Consider the following 12,452-nt stretch of genomic DNA (forward strand, 5'->3'; position numbering starts at 1 on the left):
TCCTCCTAATATATGTAGCAATAAACTTCGATAACGCCTGATGAATTGCGACATATTTCCTTGATCTAGAATCGTTCCCCGCGGATCATCGGATAAACCAAGTAATATAAAAGACGATCAAGATTAAACCACCCACCGACCATGCAAGATAATTGCTATATAATCCATTATGAATCCTACGCAATGAACTGACCCTTGCCGCCACCGCGGGAGCAAAGCTTTGGAATACCCAATCAACCCCGCGATCGATTCGAAAGAGCGTCAATGCAAGAGGTTGGAATGCTTTTTTGCTTTGATCATAGGGATCAAAATACCTTTCCTCGGCTAAACGATAGATTGTCGCTAATCCGGGAAGCCGCCGGATATGATTGGCAGCCTCAACCGCCCGACCGGTTAATTTTACGCCAAGCCAATGATTGAGAATGCCTAGTACGGTCACTGCTACCGTCACCCAGAAGAGCCACCCCAAATTGAAGGCAAAGTGAACTTCGGAGGCATGCTCTCCGAGACCCGTTGCAATTAAGGACGGCTTCACCAGCGTATTCAAAGGCCATGCCTGATAGATGCCAAAGAGAACGCAGCCGATAGCTAAAATCGTTGCCGGCAACAGTAAGGTCCCCGAAGCTTCTTTGGCCTTTTCCGTATGAGCTGTTGAATTACCTAGAAATACCGCATGCCCTAACTTCAATGTTGTGGCTAATGTGATAAAGGCGCCGGCTACCGCCGCGAGAAAGAAAATTGGATAGCCAGCTTCAAGCGTACCCTCAAAAATCAATTCTTTGGATACGAAACCGCTGAAAAGAGGAATCCCGCTTAGAGAAGCCGCTGTCACAATAAAGCAGACGAAGGTCCAAGGCATCTTTCGGCCTAAACCGCCTAATTTCCGAAGATCACTGGTTCCGGTCTGCTGCTCCACTGCTCCCGCTGTCAGAAAAAGAGCCGATTTATACATCGCATGATTGATCAGATGAAAGAGACCGCCGACCACGCCCGCTGGCACGCCAGTCCCGATGCCTAGTACCATATAGCCGACTTGCCCAATGGCGCTGTAAGCTAAAAGACGCTTATAGTCATTTTGCACCAGAGCCATCATATCCGCGCAAATAATGGTAACCGCGCCTATCAGCATTACCACCAACCGCATGATAGGGTCCGGAGTGAAAAAGTCCAAAACGATCCGAGTGACCAGATAAATTCCTAAAAGCTTCTCCACCGCGGAAGGAATCAAGGCCACAAAAGGCAAAGGAGCGTCCACTGCAGCATCCGGAATCCAGCTGTGAAACGGCATAGCGCCCGCTTTTCCCAACGCACCAATGAGCAGTAATAGGAAAGCGACTCCATTCAGTCCGGTAGTTGTCAAATGAACATCGGTCATGACAAACGTTCCGGCTTGAACCCCGATCAGCATTATGCCCAACATTAAACAAAGATCGGTAAAACCGACAATGATGAAGGTTTTCATTCCGGTGCGATAGGAGCGTTCATGGCCAAGAGCGATCAATGCATAAAGCACGATCAAGAGCCCTTCCCAAAAGAAGATTAAGAGAACCAAGTTATTGGCTAAGACCGCTCCCATCGCCATGGCCTCTGCAATAAACAGGAAGCCATAGAACTGATTGTTGGTAGAACGGCCAGTCATATATTTTTGCGAATAAATTGCGATTAACAACGAAAAACCGGCGATGGCCATTGCCATAAATTGGCTAAATGCATACCAGCGCAGTTGAAAGTCGATACCAAATCCTACCCACGGGAGACGGAGGTCGATTTGCTTTCCCCAGAGTAGCAGCGGGAGAAAGAACAATCCTCCTGCGGTCAAAATCGCCAATACCGCTTGAAGGTATTTCATCCGGGATGGAACTGCCAATAAAATTAGGCCAATGACCGCCGGAATCAAAATCAGCGATAAAAGTATCTGGTCCATGGCTTAACTCCCTATCATTTGCCGTACGGCAAGTTGTATGAATTGACTTGGATAATGGATTAGCAATCCGCTGAGTAACGCAACTATAGCTAGAGTGCTGACTGCGACGAGCATTATGGGGGTTCCTTCCCGAGGCGTTTCGTGCTTCGTTTCCCCCATAAAAACGATTGTGAACACGCGGAACAAATAAAGAATCGTCAGCAACGAGCCCACCATGAATACCCCAGCCAGCCATGGATGACCGCTCTGTACCGTTCCACTGATAATCATGTATTTGGCGAAAAACCCGCTAAAAGGCGGAATGCCCATTACTGACAACGAGCATAAAGCGAACGCGGCGGCAGTAACCGGCATCGATTTGGCAAGACCGCCCATTTTTCGAATGTCTTTCGTATGAACGGTATGCTCGACGATGCCGGCGCATAAAAATAAGCCACCCTTTGCCAAGGCGTGGGCTAAAATAAAAAACAATCCGCCAGTGATTGCCAACGGGTTGTTCATGAACAATCCCAGGAATATGAATGCTAATTGACTGACGGTTGAGTAGGCGATAACCCTCTTAATATCATTTTCGACTAAAGCCGCCCCTCCGGTTATTATCGCGCTGGCGGCGATGACCAGCGGCAAAACCTGATGCCATACCGCCCCGATTTCCAAAGTACCCACAAAAATCCGGGCGAAAACAAAAACTCCGATTTTCACTAGCACTGCGGCATGGAGCAGTGCAGTCACAGGCGAGGGAGCAACACCGGCATCGGGCAGCCAGGTATGGAACGGCAAGGTTGCCGATTTGGAGAAAATACCAAACAGGATCAACAAAACTGCCAGATCGGAGGCGGTCTTTCCTTCCATTTGCTGAAGGTTGAATGTTCCAAAGTCGCCGTGCAGGATTATAAATCCCAGGAGCATGGCCAAAGCACCGAAGACCGTAACTAAAAAAGCCTTGTCAGCCCGCAGGCCCACTTCCCGCTCCCGGTAAAACCCAATCAGACGCCAACTGCAGATCGATGAGATCTCCCAAAAAAGATAAATGAAGATCAGGTTCTTCGAGTAAACCAATCCCATCATGGCTCCTAAAAACAATACAACCATTAAGTAGTACTCATTCTGGTTTTCCTCATGTTTAATATATCCAAAAGAGTATAGCACAATAAAAAGACTTACAAACGATGCTGAAAGCGCCATAAAGACGGCCAACGCGTCGGCCGTTAAATTCAGATCCAGGCCTAAAACCAAAGGGATGAATAGGTTGACTGTCCGATTGGAAAGAATCAGACCCGTCAGCGAAGCCGAAGCTATAAAAGCCCCCGCCACCAGCAAAAAAGCAAGTAGATTTCTGAATTTTGGCGATATTCTACCGATGAAAGGCAATGAAAAGGCGCCGATAATCGGCAGTAAAATCGCAAGCAACATCATGTTTCCCATTCTCTTTCCTCACTTGCCGAAATTTATCTATCGAAACGGTCACGAAGACCCGCTGAAAAAATGGAAATTGGCAATCCCAAGATTGTCTCGAAACCTTACAAAGTTATGAAATATAAGGCTTTGCTCAACCACGTATATTTTACACTTCTTTCTGCATAAGTCAATTTAATTCTCTCTTAAAAAACTGCATCCGGCCAATTTTAGCTTTTTCTATTATCCCCCAATCTCCGGAGATAAAGCTTTACGCCGTTTTTGGTCTAAAAGCACAAACTCCTGCATAGGATGATGATGCAGGAAAGGTGGATGGACTTGCCCGAACAAAAAGATAAGATAAAACCGACCGGAGTTCCACATTGGTTTCTCTATGGTACTTTGGGCATCTTTTTAATGCTCCTCAGTGCCTTGGCGGTGATAGCTGTAAAATCAACCTCATTCTCAGCCAATTCATCGGGAATGATTTCGCAGTGGCAAAGTGGGCCCATCCGGCTTGACACTCAAACCAGCCGTTTTATCCTGCGTAAAACTCTTCCGGCTTTGGATCGTTCAGCCGGAGAGGACGACCCCTTTACTTTGCTCGAGTTTAACTGGTCTGAAATTTACTGGCGGTTGGCAGTGAATATTAAAAGCGCCTCTCCGCAAGAGATTCTCAAGGCACAACTACCGTTACTGGCGTTGATTAAACCAAAACCATTGCCTCCGGTCCGGATTATTCAGCATCCTGTTCCCAAGCCCGATATGACGCCCCCTGTTAAGGAGTTTCCGCCGCTACTCAACGAGGCTCCCCTCGTTTTCATTTACCATTCGCATACTACAGAGTCATACCTTCCGGAGAGCGGGAAAGACCATACCCCCAACCAAAAAGGCGACATCGTAAAGGTCGGCAGTTACCTGCAGAAGATACTGGAGGAAAAATACGGCATTCGATGCATACACAACGAAGATATTCACGACACTTTTCCATTCCGCGATTCGTACAAAAGATCGCAAATTACCGTTATGAAGTATCTAAAAGAGTATCCCTCTTTCAAAGTAGTGCTGGACATTCATCGCGACGCTACGCCGGGGATCGACGCCACAGCGATCGTCAAAGGTCAGGAAACCGCGACAATCGCTATCGTGGTCGGGAGCGACAAAATGGGATTGGAACACCCCAACTGGCGCAAGAACCATCAATTTGCGACCGAGTTGGCTGACGCGATGAACCATTATTATCCGGGATTATGCAGCAAGGTAATTTTATCCGATGCCCGGTACAATCAGCATCTCCACGATCATTCCTTAATTATCGAGTTCGGCGACCAGAATTCCACCATCGAAAAGGTTTACCGGGCAGCCGACCGGTTCGCCGAGATTTTAGTATCGGTCATGGATCAAGAAGCCACCCAAGCCAATCCAGGCCAGTAATAACCGTTAGAAGCCATGTGATAAAGTCTCTTTCCAAACGATTCGACTGGCAAGAGGATTTCAAAACGACTTTATCACTTGCTTTTCTGAGCTTTTGTGTTCACCCCGACCTTCGGACAGGGTTTATCACAACGCTTTTAGAAAGCGCCACGCTGTTTTGAAAGGCACGGTCTTACGACCGAGCCTTTCCATCCCCAGTTAAGCTTGTTGAATCTCGCCGTTAATCGTGATCGTTGCCTCATAAAAAGGTACCTGGGCTCCGGATCGCTGTAGAGCTTCCTTTACCAGGCGAACCAAACCGAAGCAGCAGGGAACCTCCATATGGGCCACGGTTACGCTATTGAGGTCGTTTTTGCGGAAGATTTCCGTCAATTTTTCCAGATAACCTTGGCTATCATCCAATTTGGGGCAACCGATGATCAAAGAACGGCCCTTTAAAAACCGGCGGTGAAAATCGGGATAAGCAAAAGGCACACAGTCGGCGGCGATCAATAGATCAGCGTCCTTAAAATAAGGGGCCGTCACCGGAACCAATTCGAGTTGAACCGGCCATTGCCGCAATTCGGGCCGCGGTCCGGACGAAAGACCTTGCTCCGGCTGTGAAACCGGCTCCTCACGCAGCACCATCATCCGGGAGCCCGGGCAGCCTGCGTGTTTAACCGGCTCGCGGCCCGCACTCCGCTTGGAAAGATGTTGATGTACTGCGTCCTCATTAAATTCATCCGCATCCCGCTCAATAATTTGGAGCGCTCCCTGGGGGCACTCTCCCAAACAAGCTCCTAAACCATCGCAATATTGATCTTTGACCAAACGGGCTTTCCCGTCAATAATCTGCAGAGCGCCTTCGGCACACGACGGAACGCATAAACCACAACCATTGCACTTTTCTTCGTCGATCTGAATAATTTTTCGCATTGTCATATGAATCCACTCCTCTATCGCTTAAATTGGAAGCTTTAAACATAATATAACAATCCCGCTGCGAAAAATCTTTGATCTAGATCAAAAACAGCTATCATTCTTGCATGGCCTGTAGTTTTTCCCAGTCGAGTATCCGTAGCGAACGCCGTCCCTCTCCCCCGATCACCCCGGCTTTCTTTAACTTGGCCAGACTCCGGGAGAGCGTCTCCGGGGTCATTCCGAGGTTTTGCGCGAGTTCCCCTTTGGAGATTGTCAACCATAGTTCCCGTGTTTCCGGAGATACGGCGAGACATTGCTGATACAGGTATTTTGCCAATTTGACCGGAGCCTCGTCCAGCGAAAGCGTGGCCAAAAGCTGGTTGAAATGCCGTAAGCGCTGCGATAAGACCGCCAACAGATCCAGCGCCATTTGGGGTTGGCTTTGAATTAGATTCATGAGCGCGCTGCGCTGGATTACGCATACCTCAGCGTCAGTCAAAGCAATACACGTGGCCGGGTAGTCCGTTCCGGTGAACACTGCCACTTCGCCGACGGGTTCATGCGGGCCAATGACATGTAAAATTTGTTCTTTGCCGGTAGTCGATAGCTTAACCACTTTTACCCGGCCTGAACCAACCAGCGTAAACTCAAGGGCGGGAGAACCTTCTGAGAAGATCAAATCGCCTTTGGCATAAAAACGGCGGACCGCCAATTGCGCCAAGGCGGATAACCGCTCTGGCTCGAGCGCACCGAACAATTGCGAGGACCGTAACATCGACTCAACTGTTAACTGATTTTTTCCAGGCATCCGAAACTCCTTCGCTTTTACTGTGTGAGAAGTCTCCATCGAATATTCTCAATTTCAAGCGTTCGGCAGCATTTCGATAAAAAAAGAACAAACCCCCTCTTGCGAGGGGGTTTCGAATTACTGGCCTGATTTTGCGACTCCGACAAGGTCTTTAAATGCTTGACCATCATGAACGGCCAAATCGGCGAGGACTTTGCGGTTAACCTGCACTCCGGCCTTTTTCAAGCCGCTGATGAAAGTGCTATACGACATTCCGTTCATACGGGCCGCCGCATTAATCCGGCTGATCCAAAGTTTCCGGAAATCACGTTTTTTAGCCCGACGGTCCCGGAAGGCATAAGCCAAAGATTTCAAAACTTGCGCATTGGCGGGATGGAAGATTCGGCTCTTGGAACCGCGGTATCCTTTGGCAAGCTTGAGAATTTTTTTATGGCGATGACGGGTTTTAAAACCGCCTTTAGCTCTCGGCATGACAATCTCCTCCTAAAAAATTACTATAAGCAAAGCATACGCTCGACGCGACGCTCGTCGCCGTGGCTGATGATCTCGGCCTTGCGTAAATTGCGTTTGCGTTTTGAGGTTTTGCATTCTAATTGATGTCTCTTAAAGGCATGGTTCTTTTTAATCTTGCCACTGCCGGTTACTTTAAAACGTTTCGCAGCCCCACGATGGGTCTTCATCTTCGGCATGACGGTTCTCCTCTCTATTCCGATTTCCCGGATAATATCATGATCATGTTTTTACCTTCGATCTTGGGTTCGCGTTCCATTACGGCACCGTCGCGAACGCTTTCAAAGAGTTGCATCAGGAGGCTTTTGCCTAAATCAGCATGAACGATTTCCCGGCCCCGGAAACGGATAATTGCCTTTACCTTATCTCCATCCTTGAGAAACTTTTGGGCAGCCTTCACCTTGACTTGAAAATCGTGTTCTTCGATCTTCGGAGTCATGCGAATCTCTTTAATCTCAATGATGCGTTGCTTTTTACGAGCTTCTCGTTCGCGTTTGCTCTGCTCATAACGGTATTTTCCATAATCCATAATTCGGCAAACCGGGGGTTTGGCGTTCGGAGCCACTTCGACCAGATCCAGCTCTTTTTCAAGGGCGATCCTGAGAGCGTCCCTTACCTGCATAATACCTAATTGTTCGCCATCCGCACTAACTACCCGGATCTCCCTGGCCCGGATCTCTTCGTTAATTCGCAACTCGTTACTAATCAGCTGACACCTCCTAAAAACATTCAACAAAAAAAGCGGGGTTGTTCTTCCACCCGCTCTGAAAAGTCAAACAGACATATTTCTTGACTTTATAAACCCAAAGAACCGAGGGTTCTTAGGTGAGAAGCGGATGGCTTCTGCTTCATTTGAACTATACAAAGTATACCATTAACCGTCCGTTTCGTCAACCGCAAATCTGTTCGCCGCTTGAGAAGCCGGGACGGTTCTCTCTCCATCAGGGCAGGCAGGGCTCAGAATTTCTGCCACTCGCCCTGAAACTGCCATAACACCCCGGCCGGGTTTCGGAGATACTAAGCGACGGGAGGTGAAGCACTTGAAAGCCACTACGACCGGTTTGGTTGTCGCCGGCGTCGGTACGCTGGTTTCCAGTTTGGGAGCAGTGCGGTTGAAGCAAAAATGGGGCGCGGGAGTCCTCGGTTTCGGGTTGGCCCATGTTGTATTGGGATTATTGGATCTGGCCCGCCCCACCATCCGCCATTCTTAATTCCTCCCGGGAGGCGTTGAATTACGCCTCTCTTCTTTGTTTTCGGCACCAATCCAGAGCCGTTTGCATGGCCGGGGGAGGCTCCGTGGCAAATTCCAAATACCTGCCGTCGCGGGGATGGTTAAATCCTAACAACGCGGCATGCAGCGCCTGTCCTTGAATGGGAACGGCCTCTTTCCGGTACCCGTAAACCGGGTCGCCCACCAGCGGATAACCCAAATGACTGAAATGGACCCGGATCTGATGGGTCCGGCCCGTTTCCAGCCGTGCTTCCAGATATGCATAGACTCCCAGGTACTCCAAAACTCTATAATTCGTCGCGGCGAACCGGCCGCCGGGAACCACGGCCATTTTTTTACGCTCGACCGGATGGCGGCCGATAGGCGCCTCGATCCGCCCCTGTTCCGGCGGACGACCGTGCACCAATGCCTTGTACATCCGCTTCATGCTGCGTTCTTTGATCTGCCGGGCCAGCGCCAGGTGGCTGTAGTCGTTCTTGGCGACCACCAGGACACCGGAAGTATCCTTATCCAGCCGATGAACGATCCCCGGCCGGATAACCCCGCCGATCCCCGACAGATCCTCACAATGTTCCAACAAAGCATTCACTAGCGTCCCCCGCTGGTTGCCGGCAGCCGGATGCACCACCATCCCACGGGGCTTATTGACCACCACCAGATCCGGATCTTCATATAAAATATCTAACGGAATCGCCTCAGCCACCACCTCCAACGGCTGAGGCTCCTCCCAGACGATCTCCAATTCGTCGCCGGGTTCAATTTTATAGCTGGCTTTTAAGGGTTTGCCGTTCCGGGTCGCTCCGCCCGCGGCGATCAGTTTTTGTACAAACGACCGGGAAGGCCACAATCCGGAGTTGCTCAAAAAAACATCCAGGCGCAAGCCGGAGGCTTGATCATCAACTTTTAACTTCTGTAGCTGCATCCGAATTCAACCTCCTCCGTTGGCGGCGATCGAAGGCCCAGATCAAACCGAAGGCGGTTCCGGCCATCAGCAAACAGACCAACTGGGCCAAGCTCAACCAGGGGAATACCATCGGCCCTACCCGGAAAAATTCCACCCCGAAACGGAGCATGGAATAAAGACCCACATAGAGCAGGAATAAGAACCCCGGGAAACGGTGATGGTCGAGATTCCGCCAAAGGATAACAAACAGCACCAGACTGCCCACCAACGAATACAGCTGCGTCGGGTGGCGCAAGGTGGCATCTCCGTAAGCACAAGGCAATGCCCAGGGCAGGCCGGAAGCTTTTCCGTAACAACAGCCATTCAGCAGGCAGCCGATCCGGACGAGCGAATAACCCAAGGCAATAAACGGCGCCAGCAGATCCGCCAAAGTCCAGGGATAGATCTTTTTCAGTCGCAAGAAACCAAACCCGGCTAAAAATCCGCCGATTAACCCGCCATGAAAAGCCAGCCCGCCCGATGAAAGCTTAAGGATCTCCCACGGCGCCCGCACATAGAGCTGATAATCGGTGACCACATAAGCGATTCGGGCGCCGGCGACCGCTCCGATCAAAATCCAGGTCGCCAGATCCACGATCGTATCCAGCGGAATCCCCAGGCGGCGTTGGGCCTGGCGGCCCGCTCCGAAAATGCCCACCAAAAAAGCGACTGCCAACATCAAGCCATATGAATGAATCGACAGTCCGAACAGATTGAATAGCACCGGCTTCATTGATCTCCTCCTCGAAACTCCTCGGGAAGTTGTTCCCTCCGGCCGGCCTTCTTGGCAAAATCCTCTCTGAGCAGAGCGTAGATAATGAGGGCAACCCCGATCACGATCCCGGTATCGGCCAGATTAAACACCGGCCAGTATTGCAGGTCCAAAAAATCGACCACATAACCGAGGCGGACCCGGTCCAAAAAGTTGCCGGCCGCTCCACCTAGAGCCAAGGCCAATCCAAGCCGGAAGATCCGGGACTGCAGGTGAAATTGACGGCGGTTCACCCAGATTACCGCGAATAACGCCAGGGTGATGCCGATCAATAAAAAGGTCTGATAATATAAGATCCCAAAGGCCGCACCGTAATTTTTGACATAGGTCAGCGAAAAAACGCCGTCGACCCAGCGAATGCTTTGAAATGGAGCCATACTGGCTTGCACCAGCCATTTGGTTACTTGATCGAGGACCAGCACCGCGCCGGCAATAAGCAGATAGGGCAACATTTTATCGCGTCCTTTCTTTCCCGCTTGGCCCGGATAAACCGGCCGCCTCAACCTCAATTCATGAAAAACCGCCTCGATAAGATACATCCTCAAGGCGTAGCCGTAAAAGGCAACTTTCTTTTCGGGGGTTCCTACACCGCGGGAACATGGCGCGCTTGCCCCGCCCCCTGTGTCACAAAACCTTGATACAGCATTTTGCGAAAGCGTTGACGGGTTTGGAGCGAAAAGCGCGAACAAAGCCGTTTACGCTTTATCAAAATGCTATATAGTGATTCGCGATTCATTGCCAAAAACCTTTCCCGAGCGATGAATCGCGCTTCCGTTCGAAGGACGGTAATTTCCCGCCTCCTAAAAGAGCTGTGATAAACCCGGCTAAAAAGCCGGAAGGGTCACAGCGATTGCCTGAAGCAAGTGATAAAGTCGTTTTAAATCTTTTTATGAGCTGATTTCCGTTTCGAGAGACTTTATCACATGGCTTCTAAGAATCCCATTGAATCAATCCTGTTGATCCCGGTTCCCCGGGTCGGGCGGAATCTCATCATTTGCGGTGACATCAATCACCCCTTCGACTCGTTCCACAATCCCCTGATCCTCATCGGCGTCGTAAAAATTGTCATCGTAGGAATCGGTTCCGCCCAAATCCGACGGAGTGTCCGATGTCCCGTAGCGGGCCACCGACTGCCAGATATCCTCGCCATCCGTTGCCACGTAATCGGTGTCATCCAAAAAGGTCCTGGCGAACGGCGGTTCCAAAACCTCTTCTTCCACGGGTCGCTCGCGATTGATGTACTGCTCCTCGGTGACTTTGGCGCAACTGAAACAGAGCGTGGTATAGGGCAAGGCTTCCAGCCGGTCCTGATGGATGGGCTCGCCGCACAGCTCGCATTGGCCGTACACTCCGGCGTCGATCCGGTCCAAAGCCTCGTTGATCCGGTTATAAGTCTCGTTGCTGCTATTCCACAAGGCCAGATCCTTTTCTCTCTCAAATGTCTCCGTGGCCAGATCCGCCGGATGATTGTCGTATGCCGAAAGCTCCTCCACCGAATCGGTTAACGATTGATTCAGATTAAAACGGTTGGAATTCTCCCATTCGATTTCGATCCGCCGTTTTTCCGCCAACAACCGCTGGCGGAAATCGTTCAGTTTATCGCCGTCCATTGATTCTCCCCTTCTCTAGCTATGAATAGAGGCGCAAATGTTGATTGATAATGCGCACCAAATCAGCGATATATTTCCCGATAACCGGCAGATTTAAACTGGCCAGCCGGGTCAGGAGCACCAAAAAAATGCTGGCTACAATGGTCAGGCCGATTGCAATTCCAAAGCCCCGCGCCAGTCCGGATAAAAAATTCAAAAAGATCAGCCGCACCGGATTCTGAAGCAAATTCCAAAACTCGGTGAAATTGGCACGTTCCAGTTTGGCCTCGAGCTCCTGGACTCTTTTAAAAAGATACTTAGCCTGCCGCCGGTTGAAGATCGCAACCACCCCATTATCGCGACTCCCCGTTTTGATGCCAGGAAATCACGGACACAGTTCGTTCCGAACAACCCACTGACTCAACCTTCGCTTTGGCGAAACCGACCCTCGCAATCTAGCTTGCCACCGTTCTTAAAAACTACTCTTCCCTCGCCGCCAGGATCTTCATCGGTGGTAAAGAATCACCGTCACATGCCGGAGTGGTTCATCTGGCAGCTCAAGACACTCCTTCGATTACTTAAGACACTCCTTCGATTGCTCAAGATACTCCTTCGATTGCTCAAGATACTCCTTCGATTGCTCAAGATACTCCTTCGATTGCTCAAGATACTCCTTCGATTGCTCAAGATACTCCTTCGATTGCTCAAGAGATTGCTCAAGATACTCCTTCGATTGCTCAAGATACTCCTTCGATTGCTCAAGATACTCCTTCGATTGCTCAAGATACTCCTTCGATTGCTCAAGACACTCCTTCGATTGCTCAAGACACTCCTTCGATTACTCAAGACACTCTGACTTTTACCCGAATTGCCAGACACTCAGTTAAAGGGTAGAATAAAGAACTAAGGAGCTGAGTGTAGTGGTCAAAGAACGGAAAGTGTATAG

At 50.0% G+C, this 12,452-nt stretch carries 14 protein-coding genes and 1 other annotated feature; of the genes, 2 read left to right on the plus strand and 12 right to left on the minus strand.

Going from position 1 to position 12,452, the window contains the following annotated elements; genetic code table 11:
- Positions 1-85 precede the first annotated feature (85 nt).
- Entirely contained in the window at positions 86-1,924 is a 1,839-nt protein-coding gene (locus EDC14_RS21385) for an NADH-quinone oxidoreductase subunit 5 family protein (protein WP_132016352.1), read from the minus strand.
- Positions 1,925-1,927: 3 nt separating this feature from the next.
- Positions 1,928-3,349: an NADH-quinone oxidoreductase subunit 5 family protein gene (locus EDC14_RS21390; protein WP_132016353.1), complete on the minus strand. Its 1,422-nt coding sequence runs from the start codon at positions 3,347-3,349 to the stop codon at positions 1,928-1,930.
- A gap of 309 nt (positions 3,350-3,658) precedes the next feature.
- Here EDC14_RS21390 and spoIIP point away from each other — a divergent pair, with 309 nt between their 5' ends.
- Entirely contained in the window at positions 3,659-4,753 is a 1,095-nt protein-coding gene (gene spoIIP / locus EDC14_RS21395) for a stage II sporulation protein P (protein ID WP_165908204.1), read from the plus strand.
- A gap of 198 nt (positions 4,754-4,951) precedes the next feature.
- On the opposite strand, the gene EDC14_RS21400 is transcribed toward spoIIP, so the two are convergent.
- The 5 genes from EDC14_RS21400 to infC all read right to left on the minus strand — a co-directional run bounded on the left by EDC14_RS21400 (position 4,952) and on the right by infC (position 7,707).
- The gene (locus EDC14_RS21400) at positions 4,952-5,674 is read right to left on the minus strand and encodes an ATP-binding protein (protein ID WP_132016355.1); all 723 of its coding nucleotides are present in this window, start codon (positions 5,672-5,674) and stop codon (positions 4,952-4,954) included.
- Between the two features lie 94 nt (positions 5,675-5,768).
- Positions 5,769-6,461 (minus strand): Crp/Fnr family transcriptional regulator, encoded by a 693-nt coding sequence (locus EDC14_RS21405; protein ID WP_165908205.1) that lies wholly within the window; start codon positions 6,459-6,461, stop codon positions 5,769-5,771.
- Positions 6,462-6,578: 117 nt separating this feature from the next.
- Positions 6,579-6,932, minus strand: a complete 354-nt coding sequence (gene rplT, locus EDC14_RS21410) for a 50S ribosomal protein L20 (protein ID WP_132016357.1) — start codon at positions 6,930-6,932, stop codon at positions 6,579-6,581.
- Between the two features lie 23 nt (positions 6,933-6,955).
- Positions 6,956-7,150 (minus strand): 50S ribosomal protein L35, encoded by a 195-nt coding sequence (gene rpmI, locus EDC14_RS21415; RefSeq protein WP_132016358.1) that lies wholly within the window; start codon positions 7,148-7,150, stop codon positions 6,956-6,958.
- 14 nt (positions 7,151-7,164) lie between these two features.
- A complete protein-coding gene (gene infC, locus EDC14_RS21420) occupies positions 7,165-7,707 on the minus strand; it encodes a translation initiation factor IF-3 (protein WP_243663062.1) in 543 nt (180 codons plus the stop codon).
- Positions 7,699-7,826, minus strand: a sequence feature (ribosomal protein L20 leader region). Its footprint overlaps the gene before it by 9 nt.
- 176 nt (positions 7,827-8,002) lie before the next feature.
- Here infC and EDC14_RS26895 point away from each other — a divergent pair.
- Positions 8,003-8,182, plus strand: coding sequence for a hypothetical protein (locus EDC14_RS26895; protein WP_341540182.1), 180 nt, complete (start codon positions 8,003-8,005; stop codon positions 8,180-8,182).
- Positions 8,183-8,203: 21 nt separating this feature from the next.
- On the opposite strand, the gene EDC14_RS21425 is transcribed toward EDC14_RS26895, so the two are convergent.
- The 5 genes from EDC14_RS21425 to EDC14_RS21445 form a co-directional block, all read right to left on the minus strand.
- Positions 8,204-9,124, minus strand: coding sequence for an RluA family pseudouridine synthase (locus EDC14_RS21425; protein ID WP_132016359.1), 921 nt, complete (start codon positions 9,122-9,124; stop codon positions 8,204-8,206).
- Entirely contained in the window at positions 9,099-9,878 is a 780-nt protein-coding gene (gene lgt, locus EDC14_RS21430) for a prolipoprotein diacylglyceryl transferase (RefSeq protein WP_132016360.1), read from the minus strand. Before lgt ends, EDC14_RS21425 begins: the two co-directional genes overlap by 26 nt.
- Positions 9,875-10,369, minus strand: coding sequence for a signal peptidase II (gene lspA / locus EDC14_RS21435; protein WP_243663063.1), 495 nt, complete (start codon positions 10,367-10,369; stop codon positions 9,875-9,877). The genes lgt and lspA overlap by 4 nt, the downstream gene beginning before the upstream one ends.
- A 495-nt stretch (positions 10,370-10,864) precedes the next feature.
- The gene (locus EDC14_RS21440) at positions 10,865-11,527 is read right to left on the minus strand and encodes a TraR/DksA C4-type zinc finger protein (RefSeq protein ID WP_132016361.1); all 663 of its coding nucleotides are present in this window, start codon (positions 11,525-11,527) and stop codon (positions 10,865-10,867) included.
- A 19-nt stretch (positions 11,528-11,546) separates the two neighbouring features.
- Positions 11,547-11,855, minus strand: coding sequence for a DUF5665 domain-containing protein (locus EDC14_RS21445; RefSeq protein ID WP_132016362.1), 309 nt, complete (start codon positions 11,853-11,855; stop codon positions 11,547-11,549).
- Positions 11,856-12,452: the final 597 nt, after the last annotated feature.

The organism is Hydrogenispora ethanolica (assembly GCF_004340685.1).
GTDB lineage: Bacteria > Bacillota > UBA4882 > UBA8346 > UBA8346 > Hydrogenispora > Hydrogenispora ethanolica.